Annotated in this window: 21 protein-coding genes and 2 tRNA genes; 15 read left to right on the top strand and 8 right to left on the bottom strand. The window is 58.8% G+C overall.

All coding sequences use genetic code 11. The features are described from left to right. Positions 1-16: 16 nt before the first annotated feature. Positions 17-92 (top strand) — tRNA-Glu (locus J3D54_RS00750). A 3-nt stretch (positions 93-95) separates the two neighbouring features. Next, positions 96-171: transfer RNA gene (locus tag J3D54_RS00745), tRNA-Gly, on the top strand. A gap of 59 nt (positions 172-230) precedes the next feature. Here J3D54_RS00745 and J3D54_RS00740 read toward each other — a convergent pair. Further along, on the bottom strand, positions 231-1,094 hold the full coding sequence (locus J3D54_RS00740) for a DNA-binding response regulator (protein ID WP_253416295.1): 864 nt from the start codon (positions 1,092-1,094) through the stop codon (positions 231-233). Positions 1,095-1,506: 412 nt separating this feature from the next. On the opposite strand from J3D54_RS00740, the gene J3D54_RS00735 reads away from it, so the two are divergent. The 12 genes from J3D54_RS00735 (at position 1,507) to J3D54_RS00680 (ending at position 11,804) form a co-directional block, all read left to right on the top strand. Further along, complete coding sequence (locus J3D54_RS00735; protein WP_018926261.1) at positions 1,507-1,701, top strand: Flp family type IVb pilin; 195 nt, start codon at positions 1,507-1,509, stop codon at positions 1,699-1,701. 155 nt (positions 1,702-1,856) lie between these two features. Then, positions 1,857-2,051, top strand: a complete 195-nt coding sequence (locus J3D54_RS00730; protein WP_253416294.1) for a Flp family type IVb pilin — start codon at positions 1,857-1,859, stop codon at positions 2,049-2,051. 27 nt (positions 2,052-2,078) lie between these two features. After that, positions 2,079-2,609, top strand: a complete 531-nt coding sequence (locus tag J3D54_RS00725; RefSeq protein WP_253416293.1) for a prepilin peptidase — start codon at positions 2,079-2,081, stop codon at positions 2,607-2,609. Between the two features lie 2 nt (positions 2,610-2,611). Beyond that, the gene (locus J3D54_RS00720) at positions 2,612-3,940 is read left to right on the top strand and encodes an AAA family ATPase (RefSeq protein ID WP_253416292.1); all 1,329 of its coding nucleotides are present in this window, start codon (positions 2,612-2,614) and stop codon (positions 3,938-3,940) included. Positions 3,941-3,955: 15 nt separating this feature from the next. Beyond that, positions 3,956-4,762 (top strand): Flp pilus assembly protein CpaB, encoded by an 807-nt coding sequence (gene cpaB, locus J3D54_RS00715; protein WP_253416291.1) that lies wholly within the window; start codon positions 3,956-3,958, stop codon positions 4,760-4,762. Between the two features lie 75 nt (positions 4,763-4,837). Beyond that, positions 4,838-6,181 carry a TadE/TadG family type IV pilus assembly protein gene (locus tag J3D54_RS00710; RefSeq protein WP_253416290.1) on the top strand — a complete coding sequence of 448 codons (1,344 nt, stop codon included), beginning with the start codon at positions 4,838-4,840 and terminating at the stop codon, positions 6,179-6,181. Between the two features lie 8 nt (positions 6,182-6,189). Next, the gene (locus tag J3D54_RS00705; protein ID WP_253416289.1) at positions 6,190-6,669 is read left to right on the top strand and encodes a TadE/TadG family type IV pilus assembly protein; all 480 of its coding nucleotides are present in this window, start codon (positions 6,190-6,192) and stop codon (positions 6,667-6,669) included. Continuing rightward, on the top strand, positions 6,669-7,163 hold the full coding sequence (locus J3D54_RS00700) for a TadE family protein (RefSeq protein ID WP_253416288.1): 495 nt from the start codon (positions 6,669-6,671) through the stop codon (positions 7,161-7,163). The genes J3D54_RS00705 and J3D54_RS00700 overlap by 1 nt, the downstream gene beginning before the upstream one ends. After that, on the top strand, positions 7,157-8,377 hold the full coding sequence (locus J3D54_RS00695; protein WP_253416287.1) for an AAA family ATPase: 1,221 nt from the start codon (positions 7,157-7,159) through the stop codon (positions 8,375-8,377). Before J3D54_RS00700 ends, J3D54_RS00695 begins: the two co-directional genes overlap by 7 nt. A gap of 3 nt (positions 8,378-8,380) precedes the next feature. Continuing rightward, positions 8,381-9,823 (top strand): CpaF family protein, encoded by a 1,443-nt coding sequence (locus J3D54_RS00690; protein WP_253416286.1) that lies wholly within the window; start codon positions 8,381-8,383, stop codon positions 9,821-9,823. Beyond that, a complete protein-coding gene (locus J3D54_RS00685) occupies positions 9,820-10,806 on the top strand; it encodes a type II secretion system F family protein (RefSeq protein WP_253416285.1) in 987 nt (328 codons plus the stop codon). Before J3D54_RS00690 ends, J3D54_RS00685 begins: the two co-directional genes overlap by 4 nt. Positions 10,807-10,835: 29 nt before the next feature. Beyond that, the gene (locus tag J3D54_RS00680) at positions 10,836-11,804 is read left to right on the top strand and encodes a type II secretion system F family protein (protein WP_253416284.1); all 969 of its coding nucleotides are present in this window, start codon (positions 10,836-10,838) and stop codon (positions 11,802-11,804) included. Between the two features lie 441 nt (positions 11,805-12,245). Here the strand turns inward: J3D54_RS00680 and J3D54_RS00675 are convergent, their stop codons facing one another. From J3D54_RS00675 to J3D54_RS00650, 6 genes are all read right to left on the bottom strand, one after another. After that, on the bottom strand, positions 12,246-12,518 hold the full coding sequence (locus J3D54_RS00675) for a DUF3613 domain-containing protein (protein WP_253416283.1): 273 nt from the start codon (positions 12,516-12,518) through the stop codon (positions 12,246-12,248). Positions 12,519-12,536: 18 nt separating this feature from the next. Continuing rightward, a complete protein-coding gene (locus tag J3D54_RS00670) occupies positions 12,537-13,250 on the bottom strand; it encodes a tetratricopeptide repeat protein (protein WP_253416282.1) in 714 nt (237 codons plus the stop codon). Positions 13,251-13,360: 110 nt separating this feature from the next. Then, a complete protein-coding gene (locus tag J3D54_RS00665; RefSeq protein ID WP_253416281.1) occupies positions 13,361-14,590 on the bottom strand; it encodes a type II and III secretion system protein family protein in 1,230 nt (409 codons plus the stop codon). A gap of 571 nt (positions 14,591-15,161) precedes the next feature. Then, positions 15,162-15,800 carry a LysE family translocator gene (locus J3D54_RS00660; protein WP_253416280.1) on the bottom strand — a complete coding sequence of 213 codons (639 nt, stop codon included), beginning with the start codon at positions 15,798-15,800 and terminating at the stop codon, positions 15,162-15,164. Position 15,801: 1 nt separating this feature from the next. Next, positions 15,802-16,572 carry a 2OG-Fe(II) oxygenase gene (locus J3D54_RS00655; RefSeq protein ID WP_253426444.1) on the bottom strand — a complete coding sequence of 257 codons (771 nt, stop codon included), beginning with the start codon at positions 16,570-16,572 and terminating at the stop codon, positions 15,802-15,804. 94 nt (positions 16,573-16,666) lie between these two features. Next, positions 16,667-17,293, bottom strand: coding sequence for an alanyl-tRNA editing protein (locus tag J3D54_RS00650; protein ID WP_253416279.1), 627 nt, complete (start codon positions 17,291-17,293; stop codon positions 16,667-16,669). A gap of 90 nt (positions 17,294-17,383) precedes the next feature. Here J3D54_RS00650 and J3D54_RS00645 point away from each other — a divergent pair, with 90 nt between their 5' ends. Further along, a complete protein-coding gene (locus tag J3D54_RS00645) occupies positions 17,384-18,382 on the top strand; it encodes a LysR family transcriptional regulator (protein ID WP_253416278.1) in 999 nt (332 codons plus the stop codon). Positions 18,383-18,527: 145 nt separating this feature from the next. Here the strand turns inward: J3D54_RS00645 and J3D54_RS00640 are convergent, their stop codons facing one another. Next, positions 18,528-18,935, bottom strand: a complete 408-nt coding sequence (locus tag J3D54_RS00640) for a PA2817 family protein (RefSeq protein ID WP_007905217.1) — start codon at positions 18,933-18,935, stop codon at positions 18,528-18,530. Positions 18,936-18,939: the final 4 nt, after the last annotated feature.

The raw sequence follows: 18,939 nt of genomic DNA, 5'->3' as shown, positions 1-18,939 counted from the left end.
GTGTTCCGGGCAGCGTGTCCCCTTCGTCTAGTGGCCTAGGACACCGCCCTTTCACGGCGGTAACAGGGGTTCGAGTCCCCTAGGGGACGCCATTTGCGGGAATAGCTCAGTTGGTAGAGCACGACCTTGCCAAGGTCGGGGTCGCGAGTTCGAGTCTCGTTTCCCGCTCCAAATTCAAAAAAAACGCCGCTCATTGAGCGGCGTTTTTTTATGCGCGTAAAAAACCTGCCTCAATTTCCAAGGCTCTGCACCAGGTTTTCAAGTGCTTCAATGGTTGTATCTTCCAGTGGCGGTTGCGCCGCTACCGCTCTAAGTTGGCTGGCCAAACGGTATTCGCTGGGCGTGCAGTTGACGAACTGCTTGAAGGCGCGGGCGAAGTAGGAAGGATCCTTGAAGCCGGCCTCATAGCCGATGCTGGTAATCGGCATCTGGCTGTTGTCGAGCAGTTGTTTGGCGAAACTCATGCGCTTGTCCAGGATGTAATCCGTGAAGCCGACGCCATTGGCTTCCTTGAACAGGCGACTGAAGCGGAATGTCGTCATGCCGCAGCGCTTGGCCAAATCCCTCTGATCGATGCTGTCCCGAAAGTGCTGGTCGATGTACAGCATGATATGGCTCAGCGCCTGGTGTTTTTGGTGCCCGGAGGTCAGGCGGATGCTATCCGGCAGAGTGGGCGAATGGTCGATCAACAATGTCTTGTCCTGCCCGGCATTTTGGCGCAGCTCACAGAGTTGCCTCAATGCTGTCAGGTAGCGCTTCCTCTCGGTGGTGTTGAGCGGGAGCACCATGTATTCCCAGACACTGGAGCGCATGGCCCAGACGGCCAGTTCTTCTGAGTGCTGCACGGTGAACATGGTGATCGGGATGGTAGGGGTGGTGCGTTTGATCTCCAGCAACAACCTCAAGCCGGGGGTGTCGGGGCGATCGAAATGGATGCAGATCATGTCTGCCTGTTCCCCATGGGGCAGCACGGAGTTTTTCGCCAGTTTGCAGTCGCAAGTGTCCTCGAACTGCGCGATGAGTTCCTTCGTGGAACGATCGTGAGTCAGATCGAACCATAGCAGCGATGGCCTTTTGGTCATGTTGGACGTCATGTCTCTACTCTGCGGTTCTACGGGCCCCTCTTCGCTGAGTAGTATTGCTAACGTGCTATCACTTTGCAGATTAAATCCTGATAAGAAAGATGAGCTTTAGTTCTATCCGCTCTATGCGTTGCCTGAAAGTCAGTCCTGGGCAACTGTCTGTTGGCGTGTAGTCGACGCACCCGGTATCAGCCGCTCGTCGCTTGAAAATCGAAGTCAGCGGTATTCATGAGCCATCCCTTGTTTTACCCCTCCTGCTACTTCTGCACAGGCCAATGACTGCACTTGGCAGCGCCCGCAAAAAAGTCCTAGTGATGTGCAAAATCTTCCTAACGCCCATGCCTTGCTCCTGACTAGGGTTGCATCAGGCAGTGCAGAACGTACTGCCTTCCGGAAAAAACAACATTCGAGTGAGGTGGGCAAAATGAATCTGCAGACAATCAAGGCTTCGGTAGTGAAGTTCGCCAAAGACGAAGACGGCCTGACCATTGTGGAATACGCCGTGGCCGGTGGGCTGATTACGGTAGCGGTTGCCGCTGCGTTCGTGCTTTTGGGCGGTGCCGTGAATACCAAAATCAGAGCGCTGTGCCAGGCGGTCAACGGCAACGTTGCGTGCTGATAACAAAACTTACGATGGCGGGACGCGGCGACGTCCATGGAATAACCGGTTGTTGCTGTTTTGCTGATAGAGCGACCGGATAACTCGATGGACTTCGCGCTGTCCCCGCCACTGTACTTTCCGAGTCGTATGACCGCTGAAGTGAGGTACACAAAATGACTCTGCAAACAATCAGAACTTCGATAAGCAAGTTCGCCAAAGATGAAGATGGCCTGACCATCGTGGAATACGCGGTGGCCGGTGGGTTGATTACGGTAGCTGTTGCTGCAGCCTTCATTCTTTTGGGCGGCGCTGTAGATACCAAGATCAGAGCGCTGTGCCAGGCGGTCAACGGCAACGTTGCCTGCTAACGATAATCCCGGTAGGGGAGACGCGCCATGTCCATGGAATTGCTGGTGTCGACTGTTTTACTGCTAGGACTGCTGGGCGTCGCGGTGGTGAGCGATCTGCTTCGCCACCGTATCCCCAATACGCTGGTCCTGTTGGGCCTGGCCCTGGGATTGGCCGGTCAGACTTATTCAGGTGGTATCAGCGGGTTGGGTGACAGCCTGTTGGGTATCCTGATCTGTTTTGCGTTCTTTCTGCCGATGTACGCCCTGGGAGGCATGGCTGCCGGCGACGTCAAGTTGATGGCCATGGTCGGCAGTTTTCTTCCGTTCCATTTCGCCTTGTGGGCAGCCATGTTCAGCCTGATAGCCGGTGGCGTGTGCGGTTTCCTGATCGTGCTGGTTCGCGGGCAATTGTTGCAGACCCTGGGCCGTTACTGGCTGATTCTCAGGGCGCAGGCCTACCTTGCGCCGACTTTGGATGAAGTCGCCGGCAAGCCTTTTCCTTATTCGATTGCAATCTTGATCGGCACTTTAAACAGCGTCTACTGGCAACTCGTTGCCGGTGGATTGGGAGGTTAGTCATGCACGTCATCGTCGATAGCGATGCCTACTCCAGTGATCGGGACGCGGTGCAACGACTGGCTCCTCAGCCTTGCACAATCCGCGAGACGGGTCTGACCGACAGTTTCCTCGGTGAGTTGGTATGCAAGCATTTGTACGACGCCGGCGTGCTCGACATGCCGCGACTGGTGGACCGCCTGGCGCTGACTGGCGCTGTACTTGAAGAGGTCCTGGCGTTTCTGCGCAAGGATGGGCGGATCGAAGTGCTTGGCCAGATGGGCCAGACGGGTGGGCAGATGCTGCGTTATAGCCTGACCGAACGCGGTCGCAGTGCCGCCCGTGATGCCCTGTCACGCAGTGGCTATATCGGCGCAGCCCCGTTCCCGGTGAGTACCTACCGTTCCCTGATCAAAATCCAGACCATTCACCATGGTCGCATCAGCTCGAGCGATATGCACAAGGCCCTTACCGGCGTAGTGCTCACAGAGGGGATGCTCGATCAACTGGGTGTGGCCCTGAACTCCGGGCGCGCGATCATGATTTATGGCCCCGCGGGTACCGGGAAGACCTTCGTCAGCAGTCGGTTGATTCGTCTGTTCGCCGAGGCCATCTGGGTGCCGCATGCCATCGTGATCAACGAATCGGTGATCGAGATCTATGACCCGCAGGTTCATCAGCGTCTGGATGACAGCAGCCAACAGAACAATCTGATGCTCAACGAAGGGATCGACCGTCGACTGCTGTGCTGCAAACGTCCGATCGTCATTACGGGCGGTGAGTTGAGCATGGAACAGCTGGACGTGCGCTATGACCCCTTCACCCGTCAGTACCAGGCCGCCTTGCAGCTCAAGGCCAGTAATGGTCTGTTCATCATCGATGACATGGGACGCCAGCGCATGGCCCCCGCCGAGCTGTTGAATCGCTGGATTGTCCCGATGGAAGAGAAACGCGACTTTCTCAACCTGGGCGGCGGTCGGCATTGCGAGCTGCCGTTCGATCTGATTCTGGTGTTCTCCACCAACCTCAATCCACTGGAGTTGGCCGATGAGGCCTTCTTGCGCCGGATTGGCTACAAGCTGCAGTTCGGTTACCTGAAGCCCGAGGAGTACGAAAAGATCTGGCGTCAGGAATGTGAGCGTATGGGTATTCCTTTTGACCCCCTGCTGCTGCGTTATGTACTGCAAAGGCTTTATGCAAGTGAAGGCATGCCCCTGGTGCCTTGCCATCCCCGAGATCTCCTGAACATGGCCCTCGATCGTCAGCGTTATATGGGCGGTTCCGGGGCCTTGTCGCCACAAGAGTTGGAATGGGCCTGGCACAACTACTTCGTCCAGCTCGACTTTCTTTGATACGGAGATACTGACATGAGCTCTCGTACTGTTTCCCTGATAGGCGTTTCCCTGGTCATGGGCCTTGGGGCTGCATGGATGGCCGACTCCTGGCTGAGCGCGCGGCTCAATGCCAGCCCGGACGACCACCTTCGAAGCGTGGTGGTCGCCACGGTAGAGATTCCATTCGGGCAGATGGTCGAGCCCCAGCAGGTCACGACCGTACGCATGCCGATGGACACGATCCCGGACGATGCTCTCGATTCCAGCGACAAGGCGGTGGGCAAGATCGCAACGTTCGACATCTTGCGTGGCGACGTCATGCGCGGCGCACGCCTGAGCGAGCACCTGGGTGGCAGCACCCTGGCCTCTCTGATTGCCACAGACAAACGTGCCATATCGGTACGCGTGGACGACGTGGTGGGTGTGGGCGGATTCCTTCTGCCAGGTAACCGGGTCGATGTACTGGCGACCAAAACCACCAGTGCCGGCAGTAACAGCGCTGTGTCCAGGACCATCCTCGAGAACTTGCGGGTGTTGGCGGTGGACCAGACGGCGGGTACCGACAAGACCCAACCGGTGGTGGTGCGCGCAGTGACGCTGGAGATGACGGCCGCCGAGGCTGAAACCCTGGTCACGGCGCAGACAGAAGGCAAGCTGCAACTGGCACTGCGTAATCCGCTGAACTCCGAGAAAAAAATCGTGACCAGCGCGCCTGTTGCTTCGGCCCCCATGGTTGTGGCCGCTGCCCCGGTGCAAAAACGCGTGGTGCACCGTAGCGAGGGTGGCGGGGCACTCACCATCATTCGCGGGGTCCAGACCAGTTTAGTGAAAGTTCGTTGACAGGGTAGTAGGGGTGCCTGTGCACCAAGGTATTGGCGGAGCCGATCCGGTTCTGTATCGGCAAACGAGGGCTTGATGATGAATCTTCGTATTCAGCGGCCGTTCACTGCGACGCCAAGGCGCCAGGGAGGAGCGGTGAGCGTACTGATGGTGATCGCCTTGGCGGCGATTTCCATGATAGCGGCGTTGGCTCTGGACGGCGGGCACATGATGTTGAACAAGACCCGCCTGCAAAACGCTGTGGATGCCGCCGCCCTGAGTGGCGCCAAAACCCTGCTTGAGGCGGCAGGTGCTGCCACCATGGCCAGCGCGACACGCACTGCCGCGCTCAATACGCTGACGCAAAATGCCAATGCCACGGGCAATACCGAATTGGCAACGGCGGTCGCCGGCAGCGCAGGCACCTTTGCGGTGGTGGAGCTTTCCAGCAGCGTCTATGGCCCGTTCTCCTATCCCGGGCCGGCAGATGCCAAATACGTTCGGGTATCGGTACCGAGCTATCGCCTGACAGGTTTTTTCTGGAGCTTCGTTCAGACATTAGGCACTGCGGGTCTTGGGAACAAGGCCGTGGCGGCGATCGCCACCGCCGGCCCCAGCCCTACCAGCCCCTGTGATCTTGCACCATTGATGGTCTGTGGTGACCCGACTAAATACAACCCGGCCGCGGGCGTGTTCTGGGGCTTCCAGTTTGGTGATTTGCAGGTGTTGAAGACGGCTGCCGGCAATTCGTCCCCCATTGGCCCAGGCAACTTTCAGTTGCTCGACTTTGGCTCGGGCGGCAGTACAGTCAGGGATGACCTGGCCGGAGGTGGTACGGTTTGCCGCAACGTCGGGCAAAACGTCCAGACCGCCCCTGGCAACAAGGTCGGCCCTACCTCTCAAGGGTTGAATACGCGCTTCGGCATCTACAACGGCCCGGTCAGTGCCTCGGACTACCCGCCAGACCTGGTAACCACGTCCAGCACCCCCGCGATCACATACGACGATGCAACGGGACAAAAGATGTACAAGGGTCAAACCGTCACATCGAGCGGCGGCAATCTCACGGCGGGCGCCAACGCGATACTGGACTACAACGACTGGCGTGCGAGCACTGCCGCGTGTGTGGCCGGGTCCGGCAGTGGCTGTCAGAGCGGTGGGGTGTACGAGCGTCGGATGCTGAAAATCGTGGTGGGCGACTGTACCGGTAAACAGGGTGGTACAACCTCGGTCCCGGTCCTGGGTTTTGGCTGCTATTTCGTGGTGCAGCCCATGAGTAACGGCGGCACCGAGTCGCAGATCTTCGGCCAGTTTGTGAAGGAGTGCGAAGGCGACAATGTGGCAGGCCCTTCGCCGTCCACCGATTCCGGCCCGCAGATCATTCAGCTCTACAAAACCTATATTGGCAGCGGCACTGGCACTCCGAGCACAGACTCGTAGGAGGCGTCATGGGACTTCACTCATTCAAGCGACCACAGGCCCAGCAAGGCGTGGCATTGGTGGAATTCACCCTCGTCCTGCCGCTGTTGCTCCTGTTGTTACTGAGCCTCGGCGAATTCGGCCGCATGCTCTACCAGTACAACGTCCTGTTGCAGGCCAGCCGTGATGCCGACCGTTTCGTCGCCAGCCAGGCCTGGGACTCGACGCTCGGCACTATCTCTCTGAGTAGTACGCTGCTGGACCAGACGAAAAACGTCGCGGTCTATGGCGTGCCCAGCGCCGCCGGCAGCGCTGTGGTGTCAGGGTTGACGACCGCGAACGTCGCGGTCAGCGCGGTGGGCACCGACCATGTGCGAGTCACCATCACCTACAACTTCTGCCCGGTGATTGGCAGTGGCAATTGTGGTGGAGCGATTCCAGGATTTTTTGGTAGCCAGATTGCACTGAGCATTCCACTGGTTGCTACTACTGTCATGAGGGCACTGTGATGAATAGAAAACGCATGCACGGCACCTATGTCGTGGAGTTCGCCTTCGTCGGCCTGCTGGTGTTCATCCTGTTGTTCAGTGTGGTGGAAATGGGCCGCCTGTACTTCACGGTCAGTGCGCTGGATGAAGCCGCTCGGCGTGGTGCGCGCCTGGCAGCGGTGTGCAACATCAGCGATCCGGTGGTGTTGCGGCGGGCGATTTTCAACGCCGCGACCGACGCCGGTACAAGCCAGTTGATCACGAGTCTGGCCACCACCAACCTGACGCTGACCTATCTGGATGTTAACGGTGCTGTGGTGGCCAATCCCGGCGACCTGGTCAGCGCTACTGGTTTTCGTGCCATCCGTTATGTCCAGTTGAGTCTGCAAGGCTTCGTTTTCAATCTGTTTATTCCCGGGCTCGGCGTGCCTATTACCTTGCCTGCATTCAAGGCAACCTTGCCACGCGAAAGCCTCGGGCGTCATTCCGATTCCGGGGAGATCACACCATGCTGAATACCAAGGATACCCCGCTCTCCACTTCGACCGGCAAGACCGGGCTCCGGTTGCTGATCAGCAGCCGTGATGCCACCTCGTTGCGCGATCTGCAGAGCGTCTGCCAGCGCATGCCTTGCCTGGAGGTGAGCACTCGTCTGGTGAGTAATGGACATGTCGACCCGCTCTACGGTCTGGACCGTATGCCCGATCTGTTGCTGTTGCGCGTCAGCCATCTGTGGCGCGAAGAACTGGCGGCGCTGTTGCAGCGTCCGGCCCATGAGCGTCCGCCGATGTTGGTGTGCGGTCTGCTGACCGAGCAGGAAGGCATGCGTCTGGCGATGCAGGCCGGCGCCCGTGACGTGCTGCCGGAGCCTATCGCCGAGACCGAACTGGTCGCCGCCTTGAATCGCCTGGTCATGGAGGTTCGCACCGGCAGCGGGACAGAAGGCAAATTGATTGCCGTGATGAGCGCCAAGGGTGGCTCCGGCGGAACCTTGCTGGCCTGCAACCTGGCTCAACAGCTCAGCGTCAAGGGCGGCAGCACCCTGCTGCTGGACATGGACCTGCAATTCGGCAGCGTGACGCATTACCTGGATGTGGCGCAGACGCACAGTCATCTCGAGGTATTGCATCAGATCGATGGCATGGACAGCGTCGCGCTACGCGGTTTCTGCAGCCACTTCAGCCCCACCTTGCATGTACTGGGTGGTCGGGCCGGTGAGCTGTGCCTACCGCAGGATGCCCAACCCGAGCAACTCGACACGCTGCTGCAACTGGCCCGCGTCAGCTATGACTGGGTGGTGATCGACCTGCCACGGCAAATCGACCACCTCACCGGCTCCGTGCTGGAACAGGTGGATCGGGTGTACGTGGTGGTGCAGCAGAGTGTCAGCCATCTGCGCGATGCCAGCTCCCTGGTGCGGATTCTTCGCGACGACCTGGGCGTGCGCGGCGATCAGTTGCAGATCGTGGTCAACCGCTATGACAAGGCCGCAGCGATCAGCCTCAAAGATATCGGCGAGGCACTGCGCTGCACGAATCTGTCGAAATTACCCAACGACTTCAACCTGGTCAGCCAGAGTCAGAACACTGGCGTGCCGTTGGGGCTGCATGCGCCGAGGGCCGCGATTACTACCGCCCTGCGCGACATGACCGAGGACCTGGTCGGTCAACAGGTGGCCGGCAACAAAGGCTTACTCAAACGCGCCTTCAACCGTTTTTTCGGGGGATGACCCATGATCAGCGACTTTCGTAACCGCTTGCGCAAACAGCCCGGTAAACCCGCTGCATCGTCAGCAGCTCAGCAGGGCGACGACCTGCTGGACCCGGCAGAGGAAATAATGGCGTGGGAGCGTGCAACACCGGACGTTCTTTACGAAACCAGAAGCCAGGTCACTCCGGTGGAAGCCGAGTGGCGGGAAAAAATCTACCAGCAATTGCTCAAGGTCATGGACCTGTCCTTGCTGGACTCCCTTGAACAGGCCGAGGCCGGACGGCAGATTCGTGATATTTGCCAGCGTCTGCTCGACGAGCATTCGGCACCGGTGAGTACCACCAGCCGCCAGCTGATTATCAAGCAGATCACCGATGAGGTGCTCGGCCTGGGGCCGCTGGAACCGTTGCTGGCCGATCACAGCGTGTCCGATATTCTGGTCAACGGTTATGCCTCGGTCTATGTCGAGCGCTTCGGCAAACTGCAACGCACCGATGTGCGCTTTCGCGATGATCAGCATTTGCTGAACATCATCGACCGTATCGTGTCCAGCCTGGGTCGGCGTATCGACGAGTCATCGCCCTTGGTGGACGCCCGGCTCAAGGACGGTTCGCGGGTCAATGCGATTATCCCGCCGCTGGCCATCGACGGCCCGAGCATGTCGATTCGCCGCTTTGCGGTGGACCTGCTCAATACCGACAGCCTGATTCAGGTGGGGACATTGACCCCAGCCATTGCGCTGCTGCTCAAGGCGATTGTCCGCGGACGCTTGAACGTGCTGATTTCCGGCGGTACCGGTAGCGGCAAGACCACTATGCTCAACGTGTTGTCCAGTTTCATTCCGCACAACGAGCGGATCGTCACCATCGAAGACTCGGCCGAACTGCAACTGCAGCAGCCCCACGTGGTGCGCCTGGAAACCCGGCCTTCGAACATCGAGGGGCGTGGCGAGGTGAGTCAGCGGGAGTTGGTGCGCAACAGTTTGCGGATGCGTCCGGACCGCATTGTGATCGGCGAGGTGCGTGGCGCTGAAGCGCTGGACATGCTGACCGCCATGAACACCGGCCACGACGGTTCGTTGACCACCATCCACGCCAACACCGCGCGCGACGCGTTGGGGCGAATCGAGAACATGGTGTCGATGACCGGGGCGACCTTCCCGATCAAGGCCATGCGTCAGCAGATCGCGTCGGCCATTGATGTGGTGATCCAGCTGGAACGCCAGGAGGACGGCAAGCGCCGACTGGTCAGTGTGCAGGAGATCAACGGCATGGAAGGCGAGGTCATCACCATGACCGAAATCTTCTCCTTTGCGCGCCAGGGCATGGGCGAAAACGGCGAGGTACTCGGTGACTATCGGCCCAGCGGCATGATCCCGGCTTTCCGCGATGTGCTGGCCAAGCGCGGCATCGAGTTGCCGTTGACGATGTTCAGGCCTGAATGGATGGAGGCACGGCAATCATGAGTCATATTCCCGCTGAATTCATTGTGATGTTCCTGGGCATGGTGTTTATCGCCGTGTTTCTCTTGTCCCAGGGCGTGGTGGTGCCGGTGTTCGGTGAAGCCGGCAAGATGCGCAAGCGTATCCGCGGCCGTTTGCACGTACTGGAGAAAGCCAACAATTTGCCCAACATGCAGACGGTGTTGCGGCAGAAATACCTGACGCGCTTGTCGCCACTGGAGGCGATGCTCGAGCAGTTGCCCTTCATGGCGAACCTGACACAGATGATCGAGCAGGCCGGCCATGAATACCGTGCTTATCGAGTGATCTTGCTCGGGTTGTTCCTGGGTGCCTGTGCGGGCATCTCGATCTGGATGGTCGTGACCGTCTGGTGGATGGCGTTGCTGGCGGGCTTCGGGGTGTTCTGGTTGCCGCTGCTGAAAATTTCTCGTGACCGTAGCAAACGTTTCTCTGAATTTGAGGAAGGCTTGCCGGATGCGCTGGATGCCATGTGCCGGGCCTTGCGCGCCGGGCACCCGTTCAACGAAACCCTGCGTCTGGTCGCCGAGGAGCACAAGGGGCCGGTCGCTCATGAATTCGGCCTGACCTTTGCCGACATCAACTATGGCAACGATGTTCGCCGGGCCATGCTCGGCCTGCTGGAGCGCATGCCCAGCATGACGGTGATGATGCTGGTGACTTCGATCCTCATCCACCGCGAGACCGGCGGTAATCTGACTGAAGTGCTGGAGCGTTTGAGTCGGCTGATCCGCGGGCGCTTCCGCTTTCAGCGCAAGATCAAAACCCTCTCGGCGGAAGGGCGCATGTCGGCCTGGGTGCTGGTGGCGATTCCCTTTGTGCTGGCCGTTGCAATCGTGCTCACAAGCCCCAGCTATATGCCTGTGCTGCTCAATGACCCAATAGGCCACAAGCTGATCATCGGGGCTTTCTGCGCCATGTTGATCGGGATTTTCTGGATACGAAAAATTATCCGGATTCAGGTTTAAGCGATATTCGCTACCGGGAGGTACAGGTCATGGACTTTTTACTCGGGTTGTTCAATCGGGTCACGGGGAACGAGGAAGTGGCGCGCCTGTTGTTCCTTGGCGCGATAGGTTTGAGTACGGTGCTTGCGGTCGTCGCCTTGATGTTGCTGATGCTGGGTCTCCAGGACCCGGTACAGCGTCGTCTGGCGCTGATCAAGCGGGGTCATTTGGGCAATACGGCAGGGCAGGAAGCGCCGAGTAACCTGCAGCTGTTGCTGGAGCGGGTCGGCCAGCGCTTTGCCTCGGCTGAGTCGGCCCAGACGTCAGCTACCCAGACTCTGTTGACGCATGCGGGGTACCGCTCCTCTTCGGCGGTGCAGATGTACTGGGCGGTGCGCTTGATGTTACCGCTGTTGATGGTCGGCCTTGCGTTGCTGCTGTTGCCACTGATTCCCAAGGTTTCCCTGGCTGTGGGGCTGTTGTTGGTGGTCATGGTGGCCGGTATCGGATGGTTGCTGCCAGCGCTGTATGTCTCCAAGCGTAAGCAGGCGCGTCAAAACCGGCTGCGTGTCGCGTTTCCAGATGCGCTGGATCTGATGGTGGTCTGCGTGGAGTCAGGCCTGTCCCTGCCCACGACCATTGAACGGGTGGCTGAAGAGATGTCGGTCAGTCATGTTGAACTGGCTGAAGAGCTGGCCCTGGTCAATGCGCAGATTCGCGCGGGCATCACCAGTACCGAGGCGCTCAAACAACTGGCCTTACGCACCGGTCTGGAGGACCTGCAAGGATTGGTCAGCCTGTTGGCGCAGAGTATTCGCTTTGGTACCAGCGTGGCCGACACCCTGCGCATCTATGCCGATGAATTCCGCGATCGGCGTACGCAGGCCGCCGAAGAGGCGGGGGCGAAAATCGGCACCAAGCTGATATTCCCGCTGATTTTCTGCCTGTGGCCGAGCTTCTTTCTGGTCGCCATCGGCCCGGCCATGATTGGGGTAATGAAAGCATTCGGAAATATGTAAGCCAAAAACGGTGGAGGCTGTCGGGCACGATGGCCTCCACCCGAGCCTTTACTTGTACTTCCCCTCCCAAGATTCACACATCTCCCGTAGGAGCGAGGCTTGCCCGCGAAAGCGATCTTTCTGCCACCCTGGATGGCGGATATGACCGCCTCTTCGCGGGCAAGTCGGATCGCCGCACCGCTCGCTCCTACAAGTAATGCTGTTCACTTAAGCCGTCATGCGATCTGTAGCAGCTGGCGAAGCCTGCGTTCGGCAGCTGCTACAAAGAACGCGTCGTGGCTGCAATGCTTAAGTGAACCGTATTACGTTCCTACCAGGGGGATTCGCTCAGAACTGAAGGATGTGTAGACGCCAATACTTTCCTGCAGACGTGATTAAGCCTGGCTTTATTAGCCAGGCTACTCTGGACTACGCCAGAGGTTGATCGTCCATTGACGCGCCTCAGTTACTGCTGCTGGTCATTTTCCCCCCAGCCTTCTGCTCAAAGAACATCGGGATCGGGTAGGTGAAGCTGTTCAGCCAGCGCTGGAAGGCCAGGTCACGCTCAGTGGCCGATGCAGTTTGCCGAAAAGGGGAGGCAACCACACCCCGAATCTGTAGCTGCATCCACTGCTCGGTGCCTTTTTGTGGCGCCGAGGAGGGACCCGGCTCAATGGCCCAGGCACTGGTGGACAGGCAAGCCATGCACACAATCAACAGCCTTTTGGTATTCATCTCGACTCCTCGTACGTTCTACTTGATCGCAGCACTGGGTGAGGCATCGGCTACCTCAGCCTTGCGATTCCCCTCGGAAGCCACCGCTTTTTTAGCGGAGGCCTTGAGTTTTTCCGCGCGGGTTTGCGCCTCTGCGACTTGTTGGGGACTCAAGCTGGCGCGGTTCGCGAGTTCGGCAGCCGCCTTCCAGTTATCCTGATAGATCAGCAGCGTCACCATGTTGAGTGCCGCCAGTGAATCCGCCTGCTTGAGCTCCATGGCCGTCATGAACTCGAAGCGTGCTTCAGGGATCCGTCGCTGATTGAGGTAGACGACCCCCAGGTCATTGCGCATCTTGTCGTCGGTGGGGGCCATCTTCACCGCTCGTTCAAGGTGAGTGGTAGCGCTGGCGTTATCATTTTTGGCCGCGGCCAACTGGCCCAGGCCATGTTCCCCTTCAGCGGCCAGACAGGTGCCGAGCAGGCTTTGATACAACGGCTCCGCATCTTTACGCCCCATCAAGCGCAGCACCCGGGCCTTGCGCAGACGAACCTGGACCAGGTCATCGGGCAAACCTTCCAGGTTCGCCAGGCTGGCATACAAACGGCCTTCGTTGGCCATGTTGTCGGCCAGGTTCAGGGCCAACTCTTGCTCCGAAGCGGGTTTGGCGCAACTGCCCGGTCGCGAAACAATACCGTTGGTGGCACAACCTGCGAGCATCAATGTCGCCGTTATTGCAATGACTGCTTTCATCGAGTGTCCTCTGGCTACAACACGTTGAACGCCTGGCCAATGGCAATACAGCTGGCCCGCCAAGCGCTCAAGGTCACCGTTAAGAGTGAGGGCGAAAGCCCGGCTCCGGTTCATTGCGAGAGCCCGGTCTTACTGTCGAAATCACCATTTTCGAGGAAGAACATGCGGTAGAAGTTCGGGTCGTAATTGCGCAGCTGTTCGCCAGGCAACGACGGCAGTTGTGCATTGGCCGCCAGAGGCTGGACCAGATGCGGGGTGACGATCATCAGCAGTTCGCGCTCTTCACGGTTGACGGAGTTGTCGCGGAAGAACGCACCCAGAATCGGGATATCGCCCAGCCCCGGGAATTTGTTCACCTGGGAATTGTTGCGGGTGCTGATCAGGCCGCTGATGACGAAGCTTTCGCCGTCGGCCAGGGAGATGCTGGTGTCGGTACGGCGTATGGTCAGCGCCGGAACGATCGTGCCGGCGATGCTCACGGCGTTGGTGAAGTCCAGTTCACTGACTTCCGGTGCCACCTTCAGGGCGATACGGTTTTTCCCGACAATGGTCGGCGTCAGGGTCAGGCGGATACCGAATTCCTTGTACTCGATGGAGATGTTATCGCTGCCTGAGCTGGGCACCGGAATCGGTACTTCACCGCCGGCCAGGAAGCTCGCACTCTGCCCGCTGAGCGCCACCAGGCTTGGCCGCGCCAGGGTATAGGCGAAACCGCTGCCTTCCAGCGCGTTGATCGCCACCAGGGTATTACCGGTAGCAAAGTTGAGGTTGAACATGCCGTTGTCCACCGGCACCGACGGCGTGACGACGCCGCCAATGGTGGGCAAGGTTCTCGGCGAGCCGAACAGGAAGTTGCCGCGGGTGCCGAAAATGGACGCTGAGGCTTCCTTGAGTTTGGTCCGGCTGACTTCAACGAAGCGAATATCGGTTTGCACCTGGCTTGGCAGCAGCGGGTCTTCGGTAGGTCCGGTCGACACGCTGGTCAGCGCCGAGGTGGCCCGGCCCTTGACGAACACCATGCTTTGGCGCGGCGTTTTCGAACAGCCGGTCCAGACCATCAGGCTAGTGGCTCCCGGTGTCAGACCAGTGAGTATGAAGGCGCTGGGATTGTTGCCGCTGGGTTGCACATCGGCAATTTTCGGGTCACCCACGGCCAGTTGCGTCACCGGGACCGGTGTGCGCAGCTCACTCTGAAGCCCCTGACCGACCTCGAACGTTGTCGGCATATTGTCCATCTGCGAACAATTGGCCGCCGCGGCCTGAGCCGCGTCCACGCTGAGGCCCATCCAGAACAGGCCATGGATAATTCGCTTGAAAGCGGGCACGGTACGATAGCTCATTAAGTGCATCCTCGCTGAATAGGCCATCTACAAGGCAAACCAAGTTGCCTCGGATCACTACAAGGGGCCTGGATCGACCCTCAACCTCGCCAGAGCACTTACCACTAACGATTAATGCCCCCGGCAATATTCCTTGGTGCTACACGCAAGCAGGTGCGATACGCTGATCCGAATGAACAGCGAGCGACCTTCAAAAACGGCTTTTAGTGATCCAGATACCTGGGCTGTCGACCCGAGCGATAGGCTCAGGCTCGACAACCATTGCGGTTATAGGCGGCACTGCCCGCCAACCTGACTCCCCTAAAAAGCAACCGGCAATCACAGCTCTGCGCCGGAAAACGCCTGTCAGGATCATAGTGAGGTAACTCCTTTTGCCAATTCGCTATCTGATCTCTGAACCTAACGTCAATATTCAAACCGTTATGACTTCTTCTTGTTTGAAGGTAGTTCAAACAAAGCAAAGCGCCATGATTTAAAACAAAACTTTCAGGGGAGAGTGCGCAGATAGCCATGTTGCTGGCGTTGGAGCAGCAAATAATGCGGTTCGACGAGGCGACTAAGGCGGCATGACTTACATGGACAGAATCAAGCGTCCGGCGAAAAGAATAAGGATCACCCCCATGGTTCTTTCGAACCAGTGCCCCATGCGCATGAACAGCAGTCGCACCCGGGCGCTGGAAAAGAACAGGGCCACGATCACGAACCACAAGGCGTTCACGAAACACATCCACAACCCGTACAGCGCCTGTATCTGCAGCGGTGTCGAGGCGCTGATGATGGTGGTGAAGATCGCCAGAAAGAACAACGTAGCCTTGGGGTTGGTGGCGTTGGTCAGAAACCCCGTGCTGAAGGCCTTGAACAGGGGCTGCTGCTCAGTTGAGGCTGCCGCAGCGTTGTCGCCTTCAAGCGCCGCTTTGGGTTTGCTGCGCAACAGACTCACACCGAGGTACAAAATGTAGGCCCCCCCGATCACCTTGGCCACCGTCAGTAGCCAAGGCGTGGTGTGCATCAACGCGCCGACGCCGAGCAAGGTGTACAGCACATGCACGGAAATACCCGCGCCGATGCCCAGCGCCGTGCAGATGCCCACTAAACGCCCGAAACGCACGCTTTGGCGGATGGTCACGGCGAAGTCCGGCCCTGGGGCGACCACGGCCAGAAAGTGGATGGTTGCCAGCGCCAGAAACTCGCCCAGGTAATTCGAAAACATCTCAACTCCAGAAAGTCAGGGGGGAAGCATTGCCGCGATAGCCGACAAAGAAAGAAAGGCTCAATCGCGGATCGTCCACACCCGGCGTCACCGAGTGCATGCGGCGTGAATTGAACATGATGAAATCACCCGGTTCAGGGCGAATCTCCAGGGTCGGAGGGCCGAGCAAGGCCGGATCGATGCCGTAACTGTCGCCACGCATCTCGTCGAACTGGTCCGGGGAAATGTCGTGGTCCCACATCTGCAATGCGCCGCCCTCGGTCGGCATGTTCAGGTAAACATTGCAGGCGAACTGCGCTTCCAGGCTTCTGGCCTGGAAGCTATCCGGGGCGTCCTTGGCGAAAATGTCGTGATGCGCGAGGAAGCACACCCCGGGTTTGACCACGCGCGATAGCCCCACATACATCTTGCGGCCATAGAGATTCTCCAGGTGCGCGCCCGCTGGCCAGGACTCGTCGAGCATGCAGCGTAGGGTGTCGACAGGCGAGGAGTAGGGCGCACAACGGCTGCGCAATTCGGCGATGTTGCTGGTGGCGCGCTCGAAATAGTCTTCGATCAGCAGTGGCTGGTTTTCCGCTTCGTAGAACGCCATACCGATGCGGCCGATGCTCGGTGCGTTGATGTAGCCTTCAAAGCCAGGGGCGAGGATCTTGTCGCCGATCTGAATCGCCAGTGGCGGCGGCAACAAGCCTCTGACGCGGACGGCGAGGACTTCTTCGTTGGCCAGTTTTTGTATGCACGTCTCATCGAGACGCTCGACGTCAAGCATCATCATGTCTTAGGTCCATCTATCAGATAGTCAACAGAGCCCGCGAACGCAGGCTCCCCGGCGTCAGGCGATGACGGGGGCGATATCGCCCAAAGGCTCAATCCACGAGGTAGTGGACTGACAACGTTCCCTTTTTCTGCGAAAGGGAAGCGATCGTGACCATGCCCAAATCCTTCAGGCTACGTACATGGGTGCCGCCGCAGCCGTAGGCGGGCAGATCACCGAAACCGATTTCACGGGCGCCTTCGCGCAACGACGTCAAGCGCGGCAGATCGTGGGCGATCCATTGCTTGATGCCGTATTGAATCGTCTGGGCATCAACCTCCTGTGCGCCATCGCCCGGTTTGAATTGCACACGTCCTTCATCCGGCCAGTGATGAGCCTTGATCGGCATCCAGCCCAGGGCCTGGACGAAATGACCAATCAGGTGTCCCGCCGAATGCATGCGCGTATTGAACTGGCGGCGTTGCTCGTCGACTCGAATCTGGATCATGCCGAGTTTTACCGGGTGGTCGACGAAATGGATGATCCGGTCCGGTTCCTGAACCACGCGCAGCACCTGGCTTTCGCCGATCCAGCCGGTATCACAGGGTTGCCCGCCGCCCTGAGGGTGAAACAGTGTGGCGCGCAGCACCACGGCGAACTCGTTCTCATAGGGCGTGCAATCCAGGACTTCCACATTGGCCTTGAGGTCATCACTATGGAAGAAGAGGCGAAGCGTCATATTCCATGCCCTTATTAAAGTTTCTATTTTTATTATATGAACCGTGTAATTGCGTGATAATCCATTCAACCATCAAAGGACTGTTGCGCTGTGAGCATAAATCTACCTCTGCCGCTGCTCGGTGAAATGGCGATTTTCGTCAAGGTTGTCGAGACCGGCAGTTTCTCCGAAGCGGCGCGTCAGCTGGGGTCTTCCCCCTCGGCGGTGAGTCGCAGCATTTCGCGGCTGGAGAAGGCGCTCGCCACGCGTTTGTTGCAACGAACCACGCGCAAGCTACGCCTGAGCGACGGAGGCGAAGAGGTGTTCAAGCGCTGCCAGGAGATGGTCAGCGCGGCGAAGTCGGTGATGGAAATCAGCGGTCAGTTCACCCAGGACGCGGAAGGGCTGGTGCGCGTCAGCGTGCCCAAGGCTGTGGGGCGATTCGTGATTCATCCGCATATGCCGGAGTTTCTGCGGCGTTATCCCAAAGTGGATGTGGAGTTGTTGCTCGAGGACCGCCAGGTGGATTTGATCGACGACAACGTCGACTTGGCCATCCGGATTACCGACCGGCCCCCTGCGGGACTGGTGGGGCGTCAATTGCTGACCATCGACCATTTGCTCTGCGCCACGCCACAGTACCTGGCCGAGCACGGCACACCGACTCATCCCCACGACTTGCTCAATCACAGTTGCATCTATCTGGGCGAAACCCCGAGCGATGCGCGCTGGAAGTTCAAGAAAGGCAGCAAAGCCGTGACCGTCGGCGTGCGCGGACGCTACGCCGCCAATCACACGGGCGTGCGATTGGGCGCGGTATTGCAACACATCGGGATCGGTAGCCTGCCGTACTTCACCGCCCGTTATGCGCTGGAGCAGGGGCTGATTGTGCAGGTATTGCCGGACTGGACCTTTCTGGCGTCTTACCACGGAGGCGCCTGGTTGCTGCATTCGCCTACCCGCTACCTGCCGCCCAAGTTACGGGTGTTCATCGACTATCTGGTGGAGTGCCTGGAGAAGGAGCCGACCTTGAGCAAGCCGGGCAAGCCAAGTGCGTTGGGCAAGGGCGCGGCAGCGTATGAGTTGCCGGAGAGTGATGGGTTGCTTTGACAGGCCTCTTCGCTGGTTTCGTGTTCGCATTGTAGGAGCGAGGCTTGCCCGCGAAGGCTGACTTTGAACCACCCCATCACTCGGCATGCCACAAAAAAGGCCCGCATGTTCAACCATGCGGGCCTTTTGCGTGACTGATCGGGGATCAGTGCTTGCTGTCCTGGTTCGACATCGCCAGCAGCTGTTTTTCCTGATTCCAGTCGAACGGTTCGTCGTTCTGTTCGGCTTCGAAGCGGCGTTCTTCCAGCGCCTGGTACAGGTCGATTTCATCATCGGGCATGTAATGCAGGCAGTCACCGGCGAAGTACCACAGCAGGTCGCGCGGCACCAGGTGGGCGATTTGCGGGTAACGGGTGATGACCTGGCACAGAATGTCCTGGCCCAGGTATTGGCTTTCGATCGGATCGACCGGCAGCAACGCACGCAGTTCGTCGAAGCGCTCCAGGAACAAGGCATGGCTTTCTTCGGGAACCTGTTCGGCCTCACCTACGGCGACCAGGATACTGCGCAGGTGGTCGAGCAAGACGAGATGATCGGCAACGACATTGGACACGAGA

This window comes from Pseudomonas sp. GGS8 (genome assembly GCF_024168645.1).
GTDB lineage: Bacteria > Pseudomonadota > Gammaproteobacteria > Pseudomonadales > Pseudomonadaceae > Aquipseudomonas.
This window is presented reverse-complemented; position numbering and strand designations above follow the sequence as displayed.

Excerpts from the sequence above, each read along its gene's own strand:
- J3D54_RS00740 (WP_253416295.1), bottom strand. The coding sequence starts at position 1,094 with ATGACGTCCAACATGACCAAAAGGCCATCGCTGCTATGGTTCGATCTG.
- J3D54_RS00735 (WP_018926261.1), top strand. The coding sequence starts at position 1,507 with ATGAATCTGCAGACAATCAAGGCTTCGGTAGTGAAGTTCGCCAAAGAC.
- J3D54_RS00730 (WP_253416294.1), top strand. The coding sequence starts at position 1,857 with ATGACTCTGCAAACAATCAGAACTTCGATAAGCAAGTTCGCCAAAGAT.
- J3D54_RS00725 (WP_253416293.1), top strand. The coding sequence starts at position 2,079 with ATGTCCATGGAATTGCTGGTGTCGACTGTTTTACTGCTAGGACTGCTG.
- J3D54_RS00720 (WP_253416292.1), top strand. The coding sequence starts at position 2,612 with ATGCACGTCATCGTCGATAGCGATGCCTACTCCAGTGATCGGGACGCG.
- cpaB (WP_253416291.1), top strand. The coding sequence starts at position 3,956 with ATGAGCTCTCGTACTGTTTCCCTGATAGGCGTTTCCCTGGTCATGGGC.
- J3D54_RS00710 (WP_253416290.1), top strand. The coding sequence starts at position 4,838 with ATGATGAATCTTCGTATTCAGCGGCCGTTCACTGCGACGCCAAGGCGC.
- J3D54_RS00705 (WP_253416289.1), top strand. The coding sequence starts at position 6,190 with ATGGGACTTCACTCATTCAAGCGACCACAGGCCCAGCAAGGCGTGGCA.
- J3D54_RS00700 (WP_253416288.1), top strand. The coding sequence starts at position 6,669 with ATGAATAGAAAACGCATGCACGGCACCTATGTCGTGGAGTTCGCCTTC.
- J3D54_RS00695 (WP_253416287.1), top strand. The coding sequence starts at position 7,157 with ATGCTGAATACCAAGGATACCCCGCTCTCCACTTCGACCGGCAAGACC.
- J3D54_RS00690 (WP_253416286.1), top strand. The coding sequence starts at position 8,381 with ATGATCAGCGACTTTCGTAACCGCTTGCGCAAACAGCCCGGTAAACCC.
- J3D54_RS00685 (WP_253416285.1), top strand. The coding sequence starts at position 9,820 with ATGAGTCATATTCCCGCTGAATTCATTGTGATGTTCCTGGGCATGGTG.
- J3D54_RS00680 (WP_253416284.1), top strand. The coding sequence starts at position 10,836 with ATGGACTTTTTACTCGGGTTGTTCAATCGGGTCACGGGGAACGAGGAA.
- J3D54_RS00675 (WP_253416283.1), bottom strand. The coding sequence starts at position 12,518 with ATGAATACCAAAAGGCTGTTGATTGTGTGCATGGCTTGCCTGTCCACC.
- J3D54_RS00670 (WP_253416282.1), bottom strand. The coding sequence starts at position 13,250 with ATGAAAGCAGTCATTGCAATAACGGCGACATTGATGCTCGCAGGTTGT.
- J3D54_RS00665 (WP_253416281.1), bottom strand. The coding sequence starts at position 14,590 with ATGAGCTATCGTACCGTGCCCGCTTTCAAGCGAATTATCCATGGCCTG.
- J3D54_RS00660 (WP_253416280.1), bottom strand. The coding sequence starts at position 15,800 with ATGTTTTCGAATTACCTGGGCGAGTTTCTGGCGCTGGCAACCATCCAC.
- J3D54_RS00655 (WP_253426444.1), bottom strand. The coding sequence starts at position 16,572 with ATGATGCTTGACGTCGAGCGTCTCGATGAGACGTGCATACAAAAACTG.
- J3D54_RS00650 (WP_253416279.1), bottom strand. The coding sequence starts at position 17,293 with ATGACGCTTCGCCTCTTCTTCCATAGTGATGACCTCAAGGCCAATGTG.